We start from the raw sequence: 20,315 nt of genomic DNA on the forward strand, positions 1-20,315 counted from the left end.
GCAAAGTCGATGCTTACTTCAGCTCGACTTTAGCGCCTGCTTCTTCCAGAGCGGCCTTGGCTTTGTCAGCTGCGTCTTTGGCAACAGCTTCCAGAACCATGGCAGGAGCGCCGTCAACTACAGCCTTGGCTTCTTTCAGGCCCAGACCGGTCAGTTCACGTACTGCCTTGATCACGTTTACTTTCTTCTCGCCAGCTTCGGTCAGCATGACGTTGAATTCGGTTTGCTCTTCAACAACGGCGGCAGCAGCAGCTGGACCAGCGGAAGCAGCGGCAGCGGAAACGCCGAATTTCTCTTCGAAAGCTTTGATCAGCTCAACAACCTGCAGAACCGACATTTCAGCTACGGCGTTGAGGATATCGTCTTGGGAGATAGACATTACTGTATTTCCTGAATTGGGGGACGGCCTACGCGGCCATCGAAATAAACAAAAAAGCGCGAGAGGAAGTGCTCAGCCTTAGGCTGCGGCAGCTTCTTTTTGCTCGCGAACTGCAGCCAGAGTACGAGCCAGCTTGCTGGTAGCGCCTTGAATCACGCTCATCAGCTGCGAAATGGCTTCGTCGCGGGTCGGCAGTGTTGCCAGTACATCGATCTGATTAGCTGCGAGGAACTTGCCCTCGAACGCAGCTGCCTTGATCTCGAACTTGTCCTGACCCTTGGCGAATTCCTTGAACAAACGGGCAGCAGCGCCTGGATGATCTTTGGAGAACGCGATCAGGGTCGGGCCGGTGAACACGTCGTTGAGAACACTGTATTCAGTGTCAGCAACTGCGCGCTTGAGCAGGGTGTTACGTACGACACGTACGTAAACACCAGCTTCACGGGCCTCTTTACGGAGTCCGGTCATTGCGCCTACTGTTACGCCACGGGCATCAGCCACGACAGCGGACAGAGCGACTTTGGCAGCCTCGTTGACTTCAGCGACGATGGCCTTCTTGTCTTCGAGATTAATTGCCACGGGTTTAACTCCTGCTTGTTACCGTTTCATTCGGTCGAAACCGAATGTCGTTTTGGTGTCTGATTCGGTAAGGAACCGGGAGCACCATCTGCGTAGGCTTGTGGTTTAAGACTTGCGTCGCCTACGGTCTTGGACAGCCCCCGCCAGGCAGGGACCCCAATTTTTCGATTGGCGCAATCGCTTGCGCCAATCTGAGTCTTACGCGTCGAGCGAGCTCTGATCGATGACCAGACCTGGGCCCATAGTGGTGCTCAGGGTAACGCGCTTGACGTAGATGCCTTTCGAAGAAGCTGGCTTGATACGCTTCAGATCAGCGATCAGGGCTTCTACGTTTTCCTTCAACTTGACGGCGTCGAAGCCAATCTTGCCAACGGAGGTGTGAATGATGCCGTTCTTGTCGGTGCGATAACGAACCTGACCAGCCTTGGCGTTTTTAACCGCGGTAGCTACGTCTGGCGTTACGGTGCCGACTTTAGGGTTAGGCATCAGACCACGTGGACCGAGGATCTGACCCAACTGACCCACAACGCGCATGGCATCCGGGGATGCGATAACTACGTCATAGTTCAGGTCGCCGCCTTTCATTTCAGCAGCCAGATCGTCCATGCCTACGCGGTCAGCACCAGCAGCCAGAGCAGCTTCAGCTGCTGGGCCCTGGGTGAAAACAGCTACACGAACGGTCTTGCCAGTGCCGTGTGGCAGCACGGTAGCGCTACGAACGACCTGGTCGGATTTACGCGGGTCAACACCCAGGTTTACAGCAACGTCGAACGACTCGCTGAACTTGACAGTCGACAGCTCGGCCAGCAGAGCGGCGGCGTCTACAAAGTTGTAGGCCTTGCCTGCTTCGATTTTGCCGGCGATAGCCTTTTGACGCTTGGTCAGCTTAGCCATTACACACCCTCCACGTTAAGGCCCATGCTACGAGCAGAACCGGCGATAGTACGCACGGCTGCATCCATATCAGCTGCAGTCAGATCCGCGTTTTTGGTTTTCGCGATTTCTTCCAGCTGGGCACGGGTAACGGTGCCAACCTTAACGGTGTTTGGACGAGCGGAACCGCTGGTCAAACCTGCAGCCTTCTTCAGCAGAACCGAAGCAGGGGTGCTTTTAGTTTCGAAGGTGAAGCTACGGTCGCTGTAGACAGTGATGATCACTGGAGTTGGCAGACCTGGCTCAAGACCCTGAGTACGGGCGTTGAAGGCCTTGCAGAATTCCATGATGTTCACGCCGTGCTGACCCAGGGCAGGACCAACAGGTGGGCTTGGGTTAGCCTGAGCGGCCTTCACTTGCAGCTTGATGTAAGCGGTAATTTTCTTGGCCATGAGGCACTCCAATTACGGGTTCTAGCGCCTCGAAAGGCTCCCCGGTTACTTGCGCGTTTATCCCAGTGACGACAAAACCCCACAGCCTAGGGCTGCGGGGTTGGGATGCCTGTTCAATCAGACCTTTTCGACCTGACTGAACTCTAGCTCTACCGGAGTAGAGCGACCGAAAATGAGCACTGCCACTTGGATCCGGCTCTTTTCGTAGTTAACTTCTTCAACCGTGCCATTAAAGTCAGCGAATGGGCCGTCAGTGACCCGAACAACTTCACCTGGCTCAAACAGTGTTTTTGGCTTCGGCTTATCGCTACCATCAGCGACGCGACGCAGAATCGCTTCTGCCTCTTTATCTGTAATCGGCGCGGGCTTGTCAGCGGTACCGCCAATGAAGCCCATCACCCGAGGGGTATCCTTGACCAAGTGCCAAGTCCCTTCGTTCATATCCATCTGTACCAGCACGTAGCCTGGAAAGAACTTGCGTTCACTTTTGCGCTTCTGGCCATTACGCATCTCAACCACTTCTTCAGTGGGGACCAGAATCTCGCCAAAGCCATCTTCCATGCCAGCCAGCTTTACGCGCTCTACCAGCGAGCGCATGACATGCTTCTCGTAACCCGAGTAAGCATGCACAACGTACCAACGCTTAGCCACGGGACACCCTTAGCCAACAATCAAGGAAACAAGCCAGCCGAGCAGGGAATCGAGCCCCCACAACAGCAACGCCATTACCAGAACAACAGCCACAACGATCAACGTGGTCTGCGTGGTTTCTTGGCGAGTCGGCCATACGACTTTACGAATCTCGGTGCGAGCTTCCTTAGCGAGTACAAAGAAAGACTTGCCCTTAGCCGTTTGCAACCCCACAAAGGCAGCAACAGCGGCAATGGCAAGCAATGCAAGTACACGGTACAGGATCGGCGAAGCAGAGTAATACTGATTGCCAACAACGCCAACAACCACCAAAGCGACTACCACTAGCCACTTGAGCAGATCGAAGCGAGAGCCTTGAGCTTCAGCTTTAGGAGTCATCTATGAAGATCCTGTGAAAAGAAAGCCAGATACACCAAGTGAATCTGGCAGGTCAGGAGGGAATCGAACCCCCAACCTACGGTTTTGGAGACCGTCGCTCTGCCAATTGAGCTACTGACCTAAACAAAATCAGGCCGACCATTATGCCGGCCCGAAAAAGACATTACAACTGTTTACTCGATGACTTTGGCTACGACACCAGCGCCGACGGTACGACCGCCTTCACGGATAGCGAAACGCAGACCGTCTTCCATCGCTATGGTCTTGATCAGAGTGACAGTCATCTGGATGTTGTCACCTGGCATTACCATTTCAACGCCTTCTGGCAGCTCGCAGTTACCGGTCACGTCAGTTGTACGGAAGTAGAACTGTGGACGGTAGCCTTTGAAGAACGGAGTATGACGGCCGCCTTCTTCCTTGCTCAGAACGTAAACTTCTGCAGTGAACTTGGTGTGCGGCTTGACGGTGCCTGGCTTGACCAGAACCTGGCCACGCTCAACGTCGTCACGCTTGGTGCCGCGCAGCAGTACGCCGCAGTTCTCGCCAGCACGACCTTCGTCGAGCAGCTTGCGGAACATTTCAACGCCGGTGCAGGTAGTTTTCTGAGTGTCGCGCAGACCGACGATCTCAACTTCTTCCTGGATGCGGACGATGCCACGCTCAACACGACCAGTCACAACAGTACCGCGACCGGAGATCGAGAATACGTCTTCGATTGGCATCAGGAACGGCTTGTCGATAGCACGCTCTGGCTCTGGGATGTAGCTGTCCAGAGTTTCTACCAGACGCTTGACAGCGGTGGTACCCATTTCGTTGTCGTCTTGGCCGTTCAGAGCCATCAGAGCCGAACCGATGATGATTGGAGTGTCATCACCTGGGAAGTCGTAAGTGCTCAGCAGATCGCGCACTTCCATCTCAACCAGTTCCAGCAGCTCAGCATCGTCAACCATGTCAGCCTTGTTCAGGAAGACAACGATGTACGGAACGCCTACCTGACGGGACAGCAGGATGTGCTCACGGGTTTGTGGCATCGGACCATCAGCGGCCGAGCAAACCAGGATCGCGCCGTCCATCTGGGCAGCACCAGTGATCATGTTTTTTACGTAGTCGGCGTGACCTGGGCAGTCAACGTGTGCGTAGTGACGCACGGCCGAATCGTATTCAACGTGAGCGGTGTTGATGGTGATACCGCGAGCTTTCTCTTCCGGGGCGCTGTCGATCTTGTCGAAGTCAACCTTGGCCGAACCGAAAACTTCGGAGCAGACACGGGTCAGAGCAGCGGTCAGCGTGGTTTTACCGTGGTCGACGTGACCGATGGTACCAACGTTGACGTGCGGCTTATTACGTTCGAACTTTTCCTTAGCCATCGAAATCACCCCTAGGAGAAGAATTTAGCAAGTCACACAAACCATTAAAACAAAGGCAGATATTTTCATATCTGCCTTGTTATATGGAGCTCTTGAGCGGATTTGAACCGCTGACCTCACCCTTACCAAGGGTGTGCTCTACCAACTGAGCTACAAGAGCGAAACACTATGCACAACCTGCAAACTTGGAGCGGGTAGCGGGAATCGAACCCGCATCATCAGCTTGGAAGGCTGAGGTTCTACCACTAAACTATACCCGCGGAGCTTGCAGCTCACGCTAAAACTGGTGGAGGGGGAAGGATTCGAACCTTCGAAGTCGTAGACGTCAGATTTACAGTCTGATCCCTTTGGCCGCTCGGGAACCCCTCCTAAGCGAGCCGGCATTCTATATCATGCCAGCCTTCTGTCAAGCATTTTCTCATAAAAAACCTGAGGTTAGCTGCGTTGACGCCGCTTCGTGGCGCTAGCCATTAAAGGCCTTCGCTGCGAAGCGGGCGCCATTCTATGCAAACTACCCTGCGGGTGCAACCCCCTCACAGGGCATTATTTTATGTTTTAACTCATTGAATTCTTTAGAAAGGTTTTGAAGCAGCATTTCATTCACTTTCATCGCGCTATCTGGCGAAATCAGAACCCAAAATCCTTCGCCCTCAGGCAGATTCGGTGAGCCCTGCGCAATGGAGCGAGCCGCGATCCCGGATGCCGCGAGGCGCTGCTCCAGCTGGCGCGCCATTTCAATCCGGATGAAGCCACCAAGATAAACACATGCGCCTCGGCCAGCAGATTTGCCTGAATCCCGCCTTACAAGCGCATCTGCCGTTTCGCTCAAGAGATGAATATCCTGCTGCGAGCCCCGGTACAAACTCAACGGAGTCACATCTTTTGCCCGAAGCGGAGCCTCCTGTTGATGCCAGACGTAATAAAAGACATTCAAAACCACCAACAGCAGAAAAAGCCACCGCATAGGAACCTCAAGACAAAGGACAGGCCATCGCCAAACCAACAAAGACCAGATCAGGCACTACCTTGGCATCAGGCACAACACCGGATACCAAATTGGCATCTCCTCCCGTGAGAAATACTACGAAGTCTTTCCCCCAATATTCTTTAGCCAGTTCAAGCTGAGTCAGGACAAATCCTCTGAGCATGAGCATGCAACCGCGCTCCACCGCCTCTACAGTCTCGCGACCAGGGGCGAGGCTCTCGTGAGCCCGCTCGGCAGCCGTATCGTCATAGCGAATCCGTCGGGTATGAGTGCGCAACTGATTACGCATCAAAGGCATACCAGGACAAATGAACCCCCCCAAATGCTCACCATCCGCGGCCACGAAATCCGCTGTAACGGCCGTACCGAAATCGAGCACCAGGCAGGCTCCCGAGGCAAGATGGAAGCCCCCAAGCAAAGCCAACCATCGATCGAGCCCTAGCCGCTCGTAATCGTTGTAACCGTTCTTAACACCGGCCAACTCCCGAACAGGCACAGCGCGTGAGACAGACACTCCAAAAACATCAATTAGCAGAGCAACCAGCGAATCCGTCTCTTGCGGAGTCCTCACGCTAACGAGACGGCATTTCTTGAGCTGAAATTTATCGGTGTCACTCAAGCTTGCCAGCAGGGCACTATCGGTACCAACCACCCCTCCTTCGACCGGCGTTACGCCATCGAAGTCAAGGACACGCCACTTGATAAAGCTATTGCCGCAATCGAGCTCAAGAATCATCACGCAACCTCAAACTGAGCTCACCACCGCTAAAGATTTTTTCCACGCCATCTACCTTCAAACGCAGCGCGCCCTGACGATCAATGCCCATCACAACCCCGTCAACCTGGTTGATACCGGCAATCAGGGAAACATTCCGCCCCTGCCACAGATGGTATCGCTCCCATTCCTCTTGGATCGCGGAGAAACCCGACACCTGGTGGAGCCTGAGGTAATGTTGAAACTTCGCGGCCAACCGTCCAACCAGCTCGTTTCGATCAAAATCCCTGCCCGCCTCAAGGCACATGGACGTCCATTGCTGATCGACCTCATCGGTCGACCGCATATTCACATTAATCCCTACGCCGAGGACAACGTGGCAAACGTCTGCTGGATCCCCCACCAATTCAAGCAAGATGCCCGCGATTTTCTTATCACCTACCAGGACATCGTTAGGCCACTTCAGCCCAGCCCCCGTGATCCCCATATCATGCAAGGCGTGCATAACTGCAAGCCCTACAACCAGGCTGAGCCCCTCAATTTGGCGCATGCCACCATCAATTCGCAGCACCAGGCTGTGGTAGAGATTGTCCGCAAACGGACTCACCCACTTGCGACCACGACGACCACGACCGGCTGTTTGTCGCTCGGCCAAAATCATAAATGGCGCGCCCATTCCACGCTCTAAGGCGCGAAGCGCTTCAGCGTTGGTCGAATCAATGGAGTCAAATATATGGATGGGCCACTCACAGGACTCTTTGGCGCTAATCTCAGCCGAGTCCAAAAGCAGCAGCGGCTTAGCCAGCTGATAACCCCTACCTCGAACCTTATGAACAGATAACCCTAACTCCGCCTCCAGGTGCTGCAACTGCTTCCATACAGCACTACGACTGATACCCAGCGCAGTACCCAGCGCCTGCCCCGAGTGGAACCGGCCATCTTTCAGAAGTTTAAGCAACGTGAGCATGCAAACTGCACCTGATAATGAGGCCCGCATGATAGCGATGCGCAAGACCGTTGCATAGAAACACAAATGGTCTTTCCTGCGGGCAAAACAAAACCCCTACCTGCGTCAGCAGATAGGGGTTTCGGAATTTAATCTTGACGATGACCTACTCTCACATGGGGAAACCCCACACTACCATCGGCGATGCATCGTTTCACTGCTGAGTTCGGGATGGGATCAGGTGGTTCCAATGCTCTATGGTCGTCAAGAAATTCGGTAGCCAGCGCGTGACTTGCGATCACGTTCCAGCGAATGGGTATGCGATAGATTTGTGTGTTGTGCGAACTTTCGGTTCATAGCGTCTTCACACACCGCAATCTGGTGCCCTGTATCGGGTCAACAAATTGCTTGGGTGTTATATGGTCAAGCCTCACGGGCAATTAGTATGGGTTAGCTCAACGCCTCACAGCGCTTACACACCCCACCTATCAACGTCGTAGTCTTCGACGGCCCTTCAGGGGACTCAAGGTCCCAGTGAGATCTCATCTTGAGGCAAGTTTCCCGCTTAGATGCTTTCAGCGGTTATCTTTTCCGAACATAGCTACCCGGCAATGCCACTGGCGTGACAACCGGAACACCAGAGGTTCGTCCACTCCGGTCCTCTCGTACTAGGAGCAGCCCCTCTCAAATCTCAAACGTCCACGGCAGATAGGGACCGAACTGTCTCACGACGTTCTAAACCCAGCTCGCGTACCACTTTAAATGGCGAACAGCCATACCCTTGGGACCGGCTTCAGCCCCAGGATGTGATGAGCCGACATCGAGGTGCCAAACACCGCCGTCGATATGAACTCTTGGGCGGTATCAGCCTGTTATCCCCGGAGTACCTTTTATCCGTTGAGCGATGGCCCTTCCATACAGAACCACCGGATCACTAAGACCTACTTTCGTACCTGCTCGACGTGTCTGTCTCGCAGTCAAGCGCGCTTTTGCCTTTATACTCTACGACCGATTTCCGACCGGTCTGAGCGCACCTTCGTACTCCTCCGTTACTCTTTAGGAGGAGACCGCCCCAGTCAAACTACCCACCATACACTGTCCTCGATCCGGATAACGGACCTGAGTTAGAACCTCAAAGTTGCCAGGGTGGTATTTCAAGGATGGCTCCACGCGAACTGGCGTCCACGCTTCAAAGCCTCCCACCTATCCTACACAAGCAAATTCAAAGTCCAGTGCAAAGCTATAGTAAAGGTTCACGGGGTCTTTCCGTCTAGCCGCGGATACACTGCATCTTCACAGCGATTTCAATTTCACTGAGTCTCGGGTGGAGACAGCGCCGCCATCGTTACGCCATTCGTGCAGGTCGGAACTTACCCGACAAGGAATTTCGCTACCTTAGGACCGTTATAGTTACGGCCGCCGTTTACCGGGGCTTCGATCAAGAGCTTCGCGTTAGCTAACCCCATCAATTAACCTTCCGGCACCGGGCAGGCGTCACACCCTATACGTCCACTTTCGTGTTTGCAGAGTGCTGTGTTTTTAATAAACAGTCGCAGCGGCCTGGTATCTTCGACCGGCGTGGGCTTACGCAGCAAGTGCTTCACCCTCACCGGCGCACCTTCTCCCGAAGTTACGGTGCCATTTTGCCTAGTTCCTTCACCCGAGTTCTCTCAAGCGCCTTGGTATTCTCTACCCAACCACCTGTGTCGGTTTGGGGTACGGTTCCTGGTTATCTGAAGCTTAGAAGCTTTTCTTGGAAGCATGGCATCAACCACTTCGTCACCCAAAGGGTAACTCGTCATCAGCTCTCGGCCTTAAGATCCCGGATTTACCTAAGATCTCAGCCTACCACCTTAAACTTGGACAACCAACGCCAAGCTGGCCTAGCCTTCTCCGTCCCTCCATCGCAATAACCAGAAGTACAGGAATATTAACCTGTTTTCCATCGACTACGCTTTTCAGCCTCGCCTTAGGGACCGACTAACCCTGCGTCGATTAACGTTGCGCAGGAAACCTTGGTCTTTCGGCGTGGGTGTTTTTCACACCCATTGTCGTTACTCATGTCAGCATTCGCACTTCTGATACCTCCAGCAAGCTTCTCAACTCACCTTCACAGGCTTACAGAACGCTCCTCTACCGCATCACCTAAGTGATACCCGTAGCTTCGGTGTATGGTTTGAGCCCCGTTACATCTTCCGCGCAGGCCGACTCGACTAGTGAGCTATTACGCTTTCTTTAAAGGGTGGCTGCTTCTAAGCCAACCTCCTAGCTGTCTAAGCCTTCCCACATCGTTTCCCACTTAACCATAACTTTGGGACCTTAGCTGACGGTCTGGGTTGTTTCCCTTTTCACGACGGACGTTAGCACCCGCCGTGTGTCTCCCATGCTCGGCACTTGTAGGTATTCGGAGTTTGCATCGGTTTGGTAAGTCGGGATGACCCCCTAGCCGAAACAGTGCTCTACCCCCTACAGTGATACATGAGGCGCTACCTAAATAGCTTTCGAGGAGAACCAGCTATCTCCGAGCTTGATTAGCCTTTCACTCCGATCCACAGGTCATCCGCTAACTTTTCAACGGTAGTCGGTTCGGTCCTCCAGTCAGTGTTACCTAACCTTCAACCTGCCCATGGATAGATCGCCCGGTTTCGGGTCTATTCCCAGCGACTAGACGCCCTATTAAGACTCGCTTTCGCTACGCCTCCCCTATTCGGTTAAGCTCGCCACTGAAAATAAGTCGCTGACCCATTATACAAAAGGTACGCAGTCACCCAACAAAGTGGGCTCCCACTGCTTGTACGCATACGGTTTCAGGATCTATTTCACTCCCCTCTCCGGGGTTCTTTTCGCCTTTCCCTCACGGTACTAGTTCACTATCGGTCAGTCAGTAGTATTTAGCCTTGGAGGATGGTCCCCCCATATTCAGACAAAGTTTCTCGTGCTCCGTCCTACTCGATTTCATGACTAAGAGATTTTCGCGTACAGGGCTATCACCCACTATGGCCGCACTTTCCAGAGCGTTCCGCTAATCTCAAAGCCACTTAAGGGCTAGTCCCCGTTCGCTCGCCACTACTAAGGGAATCTCGGTTGATTTCTTTTCCTCAGGGTACTTAGATGTTTCAGTTCCCCTGGTTCGCCTCTTGCACCTATGTATTCAGTACAAGATAACCATCTTATGATGGCTGGGTTCCCCCATTCAGACATCTCCGGATCAAAGTCTGTTTGCCGACTCCCCGAAGCTTTTCGCAGGCTACCACGTCTTTCATCGCCTCTGACTGCCAAGGCATCCACCGTATGCGCTTCTTCACTTGACCATATAACCCCAAGCAATCTGGTTATACTGTGAAGACGACATTCGCCGAAAATTCGCATGCTCAAAGAGCAACTCACAAATTTTACCTTAGCCTGATCCGTTACCAGTGAAAGTAACGTTCAGTCTATCTTTCTATCACATACCCAAATTTTTAAAGAACGATCTAATCAAAAGACTAGAAATCAACATTCAGCACCGTCTTGGTGGAATGCTCATTTCTAAGCTTTAAACGTTGGTGCCAATCTGTAATGGTGGAGCCAAGCGGGATCGAACCGCTGACCTCCTGCGTGCAAGGCAGGCGCTCTCCCAGCTGAGCTATGGCCCCGTATTTCTACAGGGAACACCATGAAATTGGTGGGTCTGGGCAGATTCGAACTGCCGACCTCACCCTTATCAGGGGTGCGCTCTAACCAACTGAGCTACAGACCCAATCGTCTTCTTCAATGAATCAAGCAATTCGTGTGGGAGCTCATGGAGCAGCTGCGGTCGTCGATTAAGGAGGTGATCCAGCCGCAGGTTCCCCTACGGCTACCTTGTTACGACTTCACCCCAGTCATGAATCACACCGTGGTAACCGTCCCCCCGAAGGTTAGACTAGCTACTTCTGGTGCAACCCACTCCCATGGTGTGACGGGCGGTGTGTACAAGGCCCGGGAACGTATTCACCGCGACATTCTGATTCGCGATTACTAGCGATTCCGACTTCACGCAGTCGAGTTGCAGACTGCGATCCGGACTACGATCGGTTTTGTGGGATTAGCTCCACCTCGCGGCTTGGCAACCCTCTGTACCGACCATTGTAGCACGTGTGTAGCCCAGGCCGTAAGGGCCATGATGACTTGACGTCATCCCCACCTTCCTCCGGTTTGTCACCGGCAGTCTCCTTAGAGTGCCCACCATGACGTGCTGGTAACTAAGGACAAGGGTTGCGCTCGTTACGGGACTTAACCCAACATCTCACGACACGAGCTGACGACAGCCATGCAGCACCTGTCTCAATGTTCCCGAAGGCACCAATCCATCTCTGGAAAGTTCATTGGATGTCAAGGCCTGGTAAGGTTCTTCGCGTTGCTTCGAATTAAACCACATGCTCCACCGCTTGTGCGGGCCCCCGTCAATTCATTTGAGTTTTAACCTTGCGGCCGTACTCCCCAGGCGGTCAACTTAATGCGTTAGCTGCGCCACTAAGAGCTCAAGGCTCCCAACGGCTAGTTGACATCGTTTACGGCGTGGACTACCAGGGTATCTAATCCTGTTTGCTCCCCACGCTTTCGCACCTCAGTGTCAGTATCAGTCCAGGTGGTCGCCTTCGCCACTGGTGTTCCTTCCTATATCTACGCATTTCACCGCTACACAGGAAATTCCACCACCCTCTACCATACTCTAGCTCGACAGTTTTGAATGCAGTTCCCAGGTTGAGCCCGGGGATTTCACATCCAACTTAACGAACCACCTACGCGCGCTTTACGCCCAGTAATTCCGATTAACGCTTGCACCCTCTGTATTACCGCGGCTGCTGGCACAGAGTTAGCCGGTGCTTATTCTGTCGGTAACGTCAAAACACTAACGTATTAGGTTAATGCCCTTCCTCCCAACTTAAAGTGCTTTACAATCCGAAGACCTTCTTCACACACGCGGCATGGCTGGATCAGGCTTTCGCCCATTGTCCAATATTCCCCACTGCTGCCTCCCGTAGGAGTCTGGACCGTGTCTCAGTTCCAGTGTGACTGATCATCCTCTCAGACCAGTTACGGATCGTCGCCTTGGTGAGCCATTACCTCACCAACTAGCTAATCCGACCTAGGCTCATCTGATAGCGCAAGGCCCGAAGGTCCCCTGCTTTCTCCCGTAGGACGTATGCGGTATTAGCGTCCGTTTCCGAGCGTTATCCCCCACTACCAGGCAGATTCCTAGGCTTTACTCACCCGTCCGCCGCTCTCAAGAGGCGCAAGCACCTCTCTACCGCTCGACTTGCATGTGTTAGGCCTGCCGCCAGCGTTCAATCTGAGCCATGATCAAACTCTTCAGTTCAAACATCTTTGGGTTTTGAGAAAACCCTAAACTTGGCTCAGCAATCGTTGGTTACATCTTTGATTTCTCGCGGAGTAACTTGTGATGCTGATAATCTGTTGACTAGCAGTCTGACTCCACAAGCACCCACACGAATTGCTTGATTCAGTTGTTAAAGAGCGGTGGGTTGAGCCTTTCGTCTCAACCGAGGCGCGCATTCTACAGCGCCCGGTGTATCTGTCAAGCGGTTATTTTAAGAAGTTTTCAAAGTTTCCTCTGCAACTTCAACCACTTGCGCTTCCGATCTCTCGTTAGCGGGAGGCGAATTCTACAGCGTTACTCGCTGCTGTCAACACCTCTTTTTGACGCTTTCGATTGAGAAGATCGAACCGTTAACGGAGCCAGGAAAACCGCCCCACTAACTGCTTCCCAAGCTTCGATGACCTGAAGCCCTGCGCTGCCGAAAATCGTTTAACTCATTGAAACTCAAGGAGTTTTCCGTTTCGACTGCGCCGGAAGTGGGGCGAATTATAGACTTCCAGGATTTGCCGTCAAGCACTAATTTCGGCTTTTATTCCGGCTTCAGCACGATACGCGCAAAAGCCTTCTTGCCAGCCTGACAGACATGGGTAGCGCCCAGCTTATATATGTAGGCGCGATCCACCACCTCACCATCAATGCGCACGCCGCCCGAACCAAGAAGATCTCGCGCTGCTGCAGCATTCTTGACTAGGCCTGCCTTATTAAGGACGGCCGCAATCGGCATATCCTCGACCGCAGTCAATTCGATCTCAGGCAGATCATCCGGCAATTCGCCATCCTTCATGCGATTGCCCGCCGCACGATGAGCATTGGCCGCAGCTTCCTCACCATGGAAACGGGCGACAATCTCCTCAGCCAGCTTGATCTTGATGTCCCGCGGATTTGCCCCAGCCTCAACATCCGCACGGAATGCGTTGATCTCATCCATGGAACGGAAGCTGAGCAATTCGAAGTAACGCCACATAAGCACGTCAGGAATGGAAACCAGCTTGCCGTACATAACACCCGGCGCTTCCTGGATACCCACATAGTTACCCAACGACTTGGACATCTTCTTCACACCATCCAACCCCTCCAGCAAAGGCATGGTCAGAATGCACTGGGCTTCCTGACCATAACCACGCTGAAGCTCGCGCCCCATCAGCAGGTTGAACTTTTGATCCGTACCGCCGAGCTCGACGTCAGCACGCAACGCCACCGAGTCATAGCCCTGAACAAGCGGATAGAGGAATTCATGAATGGCGATCGGCTGACTGGTTTTATAGCGCTTGTCAAAATCATCGCGCTCGAGCATACGAGCCACGGTGTATTGGGAGGTCAGGCGAATGAAATCCGCCGGCCCCATCTGATCCATCCAGGTGGAGTTGAAAGCGACTTCGGTCTTGGCCGGATCAAGAATCTTGAAGACCTGAGTCTTGTAGGTCTCGGCATTATCAAGAACCTGCTCGCGCGTCAGCGGTGGGCGCGTTGCGCTCTTACCACTCGGATCGCCGATCATCCCAGTGAAGTCACCTATCAGGAAGATGACCTGATGCCCCAGGTCCTGGAACTGACGCAGCTTATTAATAAGCACGGTATGACCCAGGTGCAGATCGGGTGCCGTCGGGTCGAAACCAGCCTTGATACGCAGCGGCTGCCCACGCTTGAGCTTTTCAATCAGCTCGGACTCGACCAACAACTCTTCTGCACCACGCTTGATCAGCGCTAGCTGCTCTTCAACCGACTTCATAACAGACCCGCAAGGCTCAGATTCAAAGGGACCCAACCATACAAGATCGCGCACCAAATACAAGGTTTGCCGGGTGCGCGGACACCAATCCACGGGCAGAGTGTCCGCGGGCTTGCTTCGCAGGTGATTTGGTTATATTTTATACAGTTATTTCATCTTCATCATGTCATTCATCTTTTCCAATTCATCTCTTCAAAAGTCAAATTACCTATGACCACAGAACCATCCAAAGCGCCGCCGCTTTACCCCAAGACCCACCTGCTCGCTGCAAGTGGTATTGCCGCCCTTCTTAGCCTGGCGCTCCTGGTGTTTCCCTCCAGCGATGTTGAAGCCAAAAAGACGACGCTAAGTCTCGAACTGGAAAGTCCTGCTGAACAACTGACACAAGATCAAGACGCTGCCGAAGCCGTCCAAGCCACAAACGAGGCCGCGGCCTCCCCCTTCGCGCAGATCGAAAACAACGCTGAAGAGACGCCCGCGTCCGCCCAAGTGGAGCCTGCGGTAGAAGAGAAGAAAGACCCGGGCCACCATGAGGTCATAGTTGCCAAAGGCGACACGCTCTCCACTCTCTTCGAAAAGGTTGGGCTGCCGTCGACCCTGGTCCACGAGATCCTGGCCAGCGACAAGAAAGCCAAACAGTTCGCTCGGCTCCAGAGGGGTCAGAAACTCGAGTTCGAACTCAGCCCAGACGGACAACTGACCAGCCTGCATACCAAACTAAGTGACCTGGAAAGCATCACCCTGAGCAAAAACGACAAGGGTTATGCGTTCAACCGCGTCATCACCAAACCAACCGTGCGCTCAGCCTATGCTCATGGCGTCATTAACAGCTCATTGTCGCAATCGGCCGCACGCGCCGGCCTTTCCCATAGCCTGACAATGGATATGGCCAGCGTGTTTGGCTACGACATCGACTTCGCTCAGGATATTCGCCAGGGTGACGAGTTCGACGTCATTTACGAACAGAAAATGGTCAACGGAAAAAGCGTCGGCAACGGCCCTATTCTTTCCGCCCGCTTCACCAATCGCGGCAAGACCTACACGGCGGTGCGCTACACCAACAAACAAGGCAACAGCAGCTATTACACTGCCGACGGCAACAGCATGCGCAAGGCATTTATCCGTACGCCGGTTGATTTCGCCCGCATCAGCTCAAGATTCTCCGTAGGCCGCAAACATCCCATCCTGAACAAGATCCGCGCCCATAAAGGCGTCGACTACGCAGCTCCCCGCGGCACCCCAATCAAGGCCGCCGGAGACGGCAAAGTGCTGTTGGCCGGACGCCGGGGTGGCTATGGCAACACCGTGATCATCCAGCACGGCAACACTTACCGTACGCTGTATGGCCATATGCAGGGCTTCGCCAAAGGCGTGAAAACCGGCGGCAGCGTCAAGCAAGGCCAGGTGATTGGCTATATTGGCACTACCGGTCTGTCCACCGGGCCGCATTTGCATTATGAATTCCAGGTCAACGGCGTCCACGTTGATCCGCTGGGCCAGAAGCTCCCCATGGCCGATCCGATTGCCAAGTCCGAGCGCTCACGCTTCCTGGCTCAGAGCCAACCCTTGATGGCTCGCATGGACCAGGAAAAAGCCACCATGCTCGCCTCAAGCAAGCGCTAAACCATGGCGCACTATATCGGCGTGATGTCTGGCACCAGCCTGGATGGACTGGATATCGCGCTGATCGAACTGACTCCGGCGATCAAGTTGATCGCCACGCACTACATCCCCATGCCCGCCTCCCTGCGCACCGAAATGCTCGAGTTATGCAGCAGCGGGCCCGATGAGATCGCTCGCTCAGCCATTGCCCAACAAAACTGGGTAAGGCTGGCTGCGCAGGGCGTCCACACGCTGCTCGACGCACAGAAGCTCAAACCTGAAGGTATCCGGGCAATCGGTAGTCATGGTCAGACCATTCGACACGAGCCGGCCCGTGGCTTTACCGTGCAGATCGGCAACCCCGCATTGTTGAGCGAATTGACCGGCATTGCCGTCGTCAGCGATTTTCGCAGTCGCGATGTTGCTGCTGGCGGACAAGGCGCCCCGCTGGTTCCTGCGTTTCACGAAGCACTGTTTGAAGAACGGGCCGGCAATCGTGCCGTGCTGAATATCGGCGGCTTCAGCAATCTCAGCCTGATAGAACCCGAAAAGCCGGTAGCCGGTTTCGATTGCGGCCCTGGCAACGTATTGCTGGACGCCTGGATACATCAGCAACGGGGCGAGCACTTTGATCGCGATGGTCTGTGGGCTGCCAGCGGAAAAGTCGAACCGGCTCTGCTAAAGGCTCTGCTTGGCGACCCTTTCTTTGTCACTCAAGGCCCTAAAAGCACAGGGCGCGAAGTGTTCAACCTGTCCTGGCTGACCCAGCACCTGTCGCACCTACCGGTCTTCGCCCCTGAAGACGTGCAGGCAACGCTACTCGAACTGACGGCCCTGACCATCGTCCACTCACTGCAGAATGCCCAGACCAACACTCAAGAGCTGCTGGTTTGCGGCGGCGGCGCGCACAACCGCACACTCATGAAGCGGCTGGCCGACTTACTGCCAAACACCCAAGTCAGCAGCACGGCCACTTACGGTGTAGACCCGGATTGGGTCGAAGCCATGGCCTTTGCCTGGCTGGCCCATTGCTGCCTTGAAGGCATTTCAGCGAATCGCCCAAGTGTCACCGGCGCACGGGGTTTGCGCATACTCGGCGCAATCTATCCCGCCTGAATCCATTTTTCGCCGCACAGCAAAACGCCGCAGAGCCGTAAGGCGCTGCGGCGTTCTTATTTAAAGCCTCAGATCGAAAACGAAGAACCGCATCCACAGGTTGTGGTGGCGTTAGGGTTCTTGATGACGAAGCGCGACCCTTCCAGCCCTTCCTGATAATCCACCTCAGCACCCGCCAGGTACTGGAAGCTCATCGGATCGACCACGAGGCTGACACCTTCGCGTTCGACGATGGTGTCGTCATCAGCCACTTCCTCATCGAAAGTGAAGCCGTATTGAAAACCCGAACAACCGCCGCCCGTCACAAAAACGCGCAGCTTTAAACGATCATTCCCCTCCTCATCGACCAGGCTCTTCACCTTGTGCGCGGCACCGTGGGTGAATTGCAAAGCCGTGGGGGTGAAGGTTTCGACGCTCATGCTGAATATCTCCCGGCGCTTACGCCGCCATAATGCGTGATGACGCGCATTATCCGCTTCTCCTAGAAAATCGGTCAACTATTTGAGAGGCAGGCGCAAACTACACGTTATGAGCTGCAAGCCTGGCGCTTCAAGCTTGCAGCCTCAGATTGGAGTTAAGGCAACATCCCAGCGTGGGACAGACCCATACGCTCATCCAGCCCGAACAGGATGTTCAAGTTCTGCACAGCCTGGCCGGACGCGCCTTTGACCAGATTATCGATGACCGACAACACCACTACCAGATCGCCATCCTGTGGGCGATGCACCGCGATCCGGCAAACGTTAGCGCCGCGTACGCTACGAGTTTCAGGGTGGCTGCCAGCCGGCATCACATCGACGAACGGTTCGTTGGCGTAACGCTTCTCGAACAGCGCTTGCAGGTCTACAGAACGGTCGACGACGGTTGCGTACAGCGTGGAGTGAATGCCCCGAATCATCGGCGTCAGGTGCGGCACAAAAGTCAGGCCGACATCCTTGCCTGCCGCGCGACGCAGCCCCTGGCGGATTTCCGGCAGATGACGGTGGCCTTTGACGGCATACGCCTTCATGCTTTCCGACGTCTCGGAGTACAACGAGCCGACACTGGCACCACGGCCGGCACCGCTGACACCCGACTTGCAGTCGGCGATCAGACGCGACGCATCAGCAAGCCCCGCCTCGAGCAGCGGCAGGAAACCCAGTTGCGTTGCCGTTGGATAGCAGCCCGGGACAGCGATCAACCGTGCCTGCCTGATTTTCTCGCGATTGACTTCCGGCAGGCCGTAGACCGCCTCGTCCAGCAGATCTGGCGCACCGTGTGGCTGACCGTACCATTTGGCCCACTCTTCAGCGTCCTGCAGACGGAAATCTGCCGACAGGTCGATGACCTTGGTCCCGGCGGCCAGCAGCTCGCCTGCCAGGGCATGGGCAACACCGTGAGGCGTGGCGAAGAAGACCACATCACAGGCCCCGAGGGTCTTGATGTCCGGAACGCTGAACGCCAGGCCGTCGTAATGGCCCCGCAGGTTCGGATACATGTCGGCGACGGCCAGTCCAGCCTCGGATCGGGAGGTAATGACCACCACCTCAGCCTGCGGATGCTGTGCCAACAGACGCAGCAGTTCGACACCGGTGTAACCCGTGCCGCCGACGATACCGACCTTGACCATATACCTGCCCTCAACGAACCCACTGGAAAGCTGTCGATGATAGGGGCCGCGCGGCCCGGCGACAACCGCCAAGGTGACGTGTGGCCGCTCTAGCCTCTACTATCGGGCTACCGTGAATCTGGGAATACAAAAAAATGCTCTATCTATGGCTCAAAGCACTTCATATCGTCAGCATGGTCTGCTGGTTCGCCGGCCTGTTCTACCTGCCTCGCCTGTTCGTCTATCACGCCCAAAGCGAAGACAGCGTCAGTAAAGAACGCTTCATCGTCATGGAGCGCAAGCTGTATCGCGGCATCATGGGGCCGGCGATGATCGCCACCCTCGTATTCGGCATCTGGCTGCTGAGTCTCAACGCTAGTGCCTACTTCACTCAAGGCGGCTGGATGCACGCCAAGCTGACCCTGGTGGTATTGCTGATCGGCTATCACCATATGTGCGGCGCGCAATTGAAGCGCTTCGCCCGTGGCGAAAACACCCGCAGCCATGTCTTTTATCGCTGGTTCAATGAAGTGCCGGTTCTGATATTGCTGGCTATCGTAATTCTGGTCGTGGTTCGGCCGTTCTAACTTTCAATCAGCACCACCTTATCCGGGGTACTTCCGATGTCGCTGCCCGCTCTGCTTGAACAACGTTTGCGCCTGCCCGTCGTGGCAGCGCCGATGTTTCTGATTTCCAATCCACAGCTGGTACTGGCCTGCTGCCGCAACGGAATCGTCGGCAGCTTTCCGGCGCTGAACCAGCGCGAAAGCAGTGGTTTCAAGGCTTGGCTGGAAGAAATCGAAGCGGGCCTGGCAACAATGGAAAACCCGGCACCCTATGCCGTGAACCTGATCGTCCATCATAGCAACCCACGGCTTCAGGCCGACCTGGCCATCTGCATCGAACATCAGGTGCCGATTGTCATCACCAGCCTGGGCGCCGTGAAAGAACTGGTGGATGCGGTTCACAGCTATGGTGGGCTGGTATTCCACGATGTCACCACGCGCCGTCATGCCGAGAAAGCTGCCCAAGCCGGTGTCGACGGCTTGATAGCGGTCGCCGCCGGCGCAGGTGGCCACGCCGGGACCTGGAGCCCTTTCTCACTGGTCGCCGAAATCCGCCAGTTCTTCGACAAAACCCTGCTGCTTGCGGGATGTCTGAACCACGGCCATCAGATTCTGGCCGCACAACTGCTTGGCGCGGATTTGGCCTACTTCGGCACACGCTTCATCGGCACGACCGAAAGCCATGCGCCTGACGCTTATAAGGAGATGTTGCTCACATCCAGAGCCGCAGACATCGTGCATACTCCTGCGGTGTCCGGAGTGCCGGCCAGCTTCATGCGCCAGAGCCTGGAAAACGCCGGTTTCGACCTGGCCGCCCTGCAGGGCAAGGGCGAAGTGGATTTCGGTTCCAAACTCAAGCCGCTGAACGACGAAGCCAAGGCCTGGAAAACCGTATGGTCCGCAGGCCAGGGCGTGGGTGAAATCCATGATCTGCCCAGTGTCGATCAGCTAGTGGCACGCCTGGATGAAGAGTACCGGCAAGCGCTGGCCCGCGCGACACAACTCGGCGGCCAATGGCCCCGCTGAA

Annotated in this window: 17 protein-coding genes, 6 tRNA genes and 3 rRNA genes; 4 read left to right on the forward strand and 22 right to left on the reverse strand. The window is 54.8% G+C overall.

What is annotated here, in order from left to right; genetic code table 11:
• Window positions 1–13: 13 nt before the first annotated feature.
• From rplL to tyrS, 20 genes are all read right to left on the reverse strand, one after another.
• Entirely contained in the window at window positions 14–379 is a 366-nt protein-coding gene (gene rplL / locus QOM08_RS25280; RefSeq protein WP_027617682.1) for a 50S ribosomal protein L7/L12, read from the reverse strand.
• Window positions 380–457: 78 nt separating this feature from the next.
• Window positions 458–958, reverse strand: a complete 501-nt coding sequence (gene rplJ / locus QOM08_RS25285) for a 50S ribosomal protein L10 (RefSeq protein WP_047230484.1) — start codon at window positions 956–958, stop codon at window positions 458–460.
• A 198-nt stretch (window positions 959–1,156) separates the two neighbouring features.
• Window positions 1,157–1,852, reverse strand: coding sequence for a 50S ribosomal protein L1 (rplA, locus tag QOM08_RS25290; protein WP_003186095.1), 696 nt, complete (start codon window positions 1,850–1,852; stop codon window positions 1,157–1,159).
• The gene (rplK, locus tag QOM08_RS25295) at window positions 1,852–2,283 is read right to left on the reverse strand and encodes a 50S ribosomal protein L11 (RefSeq protein WP_003176435.1); all 432 of its coding nucleotides are present in this window, start codon (window positions 2,281–2,283) and stop codon (window positions 1,852–1,854) included. Before rplK ends, rplA begins: the two co-directional genes overlap by 1 nt.
• Window positions 2,284–2,400: 117 nt before the next feature.
• On the reverse strand, window positions 2,401–2,934 hold the full coding sequence (nusG, locus tag QOM08_RS25300) for a transcription termination/antitermination protein NusG (protein ID WP_003186097.1): 534 nt from the start codon (window positions 2,932–2,934) through the stop codon (window positions 2,401–2,403).
• Window positions 2,935–2,943: 9 nt separating this feature from the next.
• Window positions 2,944–3,312 carry a preprotein translocase subunit SecE gene (gene secE, locus QOM08_RS25305; RefSeq protein WP_003186101.1) on the reverse strand — a complete coding sequence of 123 codons (369 nt, stop codon included), beginning with the start codon at window positions 3,310–3,312 and terminating at the stop codon, window positions 2,944–2,946.
• Between the two features lie 45 nt (window positions 3,313–3,357).
• Window positions 3,358–3,433, reverse strand: a tRNA-Trp gene (locus QOM08_RS25310).
• 52 nt (window positions 3,434–3,485) lie between these two features.
• The gene (tuf, locus tag QOM08_RS25315; protein ID WP_139049048.1) at window positions 3,486–4,679 is read right to left on the reverse strand and encodes an elongation factor Tu; all 1,194 of its coding nucleotides are present in this window, start codon (window positions 4,677–4,679) and stop codon (window positions 3,486–3,488) included.
• A gap of 84 nt (window positions 4,680–4,763) precedes the next feature.
• Window positions 4,764–4,839 (reverse strand) — tRNA-Thr (locus QOM08_RS25320).
• A 26-nt stretch (window positions 4,840–4,865) separates the two neighbouring features.
• A tRNA-Gly gene (locus QOM08_RS25325) sits at window positions 4,866–4,939 on the reverse strand.
• A 24-nt stretch (window positions 4,940–4,963) separates the two neighbouring features.
• Window positions 4,964–5,048: transfer RNA gene (locus QOM08_RS25330), tRNA-Tyr, on the reverse strand.
• A gap of 142 nt (window positions 5,049–5,190) precedes the next feature.
• Window positions 5,191–5,643 (reverse strand): hypothetical protein, encoded by a 453-nt coding sequence (locus tag QOM08_RS25335; protein ID WP_139049047.1) that lies wholly within the window; start codon window positions 5,641–5,643, stop codon window positions 5,191–5,193.
• 7 nt (window positions 5,644–5,650) lie between these two features.
• Window positions 5,651–6,400: a pantothenate kinase gene (locus QOM08_RS25340; protein WP_139049046.1), complete on the reverse strand. Its 750-nt coding sequence runs from the start codon at window positions 6,398–6,400 to the stop codon at window positions 5,651–5,653.
• Complete coding sequence (birA, locus tag QOM08_RS25345) at window positions 6,390–7,346, reverse strand: bifunctional biotin--[acetyl-CoA-carboxylase] ligase/biotin operon repressor BirA (RefSeq protein ID WP_316912279.1); 957 nt, start codon at window positions 7,344–7,346, stop codon at window positions 6,390–6,392. Before birA ends, QOM08_RS25340 begins: the two co-directional genes overlap by 11 nt.
• A gap of 132 nt (window positions 7,347–7,478) precedes the next feature.
• A 5S ribosomal RNA gene (rrf, locus tag QOM08_RS25350) occupies window positions 7,479–7,594 on the reverse strand.
• Window positions 7,595–7,744: 150 nt separating this feature from the next.
• Window positions 7,745–10,636: ribosomal RNA gene (locus tag QOM08_RS25355) — 23S ribosomal RNA — on the reverse strand.
• A 248-nt stretch (window positions 10,637–10,884) separates the two neighbouring features.
• Window positions 10,885–10,960 (reverse strand) — tRNA-Ala (locus tag QOM08_RS25360).
• A 27-nt stretch (window positions 10,961–10,987) separates the two neighbouring features.
• Window positions 10,988–11,064: transfer RNA gene (locus tag QOM08_RS25365), tRNA-Ile, on the reverse strand.
• A 65-nt stretch (window positions 11,065–11,129) separates the two neighbouring features.
• Window positions 11,130–12,666, reverse strand: a 16S ribosomal RNA gene (locus QOM08_RS25370).
• Together the 16S, 23S and 5S rRNA genes with 2 tRNA genes alongside form the textbook arrangement of a ribosomal RNA operon.
• Before the next feature lie 550 nt (window positions 12,667–13,216).
• Window positions 13,217–14,416, reverse strand: coding sequence for a tyrosine--tRNA ligase (tyrS, locus tag QOM08_RS25375; RefSeq protein ID WP_316912280.1), 1,200 nt, complete (start codon window positions 14,414–14,416; stop codon window positions 13,217–13,219).
• 210 nt (window positions 14,417–14,626) lie between these two features.
• Here tyrS and QOM08_RS25380 point away from each other — a divergent pair, with 210 nt between their 5' ends.
• Both QOM08_RS25380 and QOM08_RS25385 read left to right on the forward strand, forming a co-directional pair.
• The gene (locus QOM08_RS25380) at window positions 14,627–16,039 is read left to right on the forward strand and encodes a peptidoglycan DD-metalloendopeptidase family protein (protein ID WP_316913255.1); all 1,413 of its coding nucleotides are present in this window, start codon (window positions 14,627–14,629) and stop codon (window positions 16,037–16,039) included.
• 3 nt (window positions 16,040–16,042) lie between these two features.
• Window positions 16,043–17,134 carry an anhydro-N-acetylmuramic acid kinase gene (locus tag QOM08_RS25385; protein WP_047228041.1) on the forward strand — a complete coding sequence of 364 codons (1,092 nt, stop codon included), beginning with the start codon at window positions 16,043–16,045 and terminating at the stop codon, window positions 17,132–17,134.
• 68 nt (window positions 17,135–17,202) lie between these two features.
• On the opposite strand, the gene erpA is transcribed toward QOM08_RS25385, so the two are convergent.
• Together erpA and argC are read right to left on the reverse strand one after the other, a co-directional pair.
• Window positions 17,203–17,553, reverse strand: a complete 351-nt coding sequence (gene erpA, locus QOM08_RS25390) for an iron-sulfur cluster insertion protein ErpA (RefSeq protein ID WP_003206114.1) — start codon at window positions 17,551–17,553, stop codon at window positions 17,203–17,205.
• 155 nt (window positions 17,554–17,708) lie between these two features.
• The gene (gene argC / locus QOM08_RS25395; protein WP_316912281.1) at window positions 17,709–18,743 is read right to left on the reverse strand and encodes an N-acetyl-gamma-glutamyl-phosphate reductase; all 1,035 of its coding nucleotides are present in this window, start codon (window positions 18,741–18,743) and stop codon (window positions 17,709–17,711) included.
• 134 nt (window positions 18,744–18,877) lie between these two features.
• Between argC and hemJ the strand changes: the two genes are divergently transcribed.
• Together hemJ and QOM08_RS25405 are read left to right on the forward strand one after the other, a co-directional pair.
• Complete coding sequence (gene hemJ, locus QOM08_RS25400; RefSeq protein WP_092455622.1) at window positions 18,878–19,309, forward strand: protoporphyrinogen oxidase HemJ; 432 nt, start codon at window positions 18,878–18,880, stop codon at window positions 19,307–19,309.
• A gap of 36 nt (window positions 19,310–19,345) precedes the next feature.
• Window positions 19,346–20,314 (forward strand): NAD(P)H-dependent flavin oxidoreductase, encoded by a 969-nt coding sequence (locus QOM08_RS25405; protein WP_107322991.1) that lies wholly within the window; start codon window positions 19,346–19,348, stop codon window positions 20,312–20,314.
• Window position 20,315 lies beyond the last annotated feature (1 nt).

The organism is Pseudomonas sp. P105 (assembly GCF_032614175.1).
In the GTDB taxonomy this organism is placed as follows: Bacteria; Pseudomonadota; Gammaproteobacteria; order Pseudomonadales; family Pseudomonadaceae; genus Aquipseudomonas; species Aquipseudomonas rhizophila.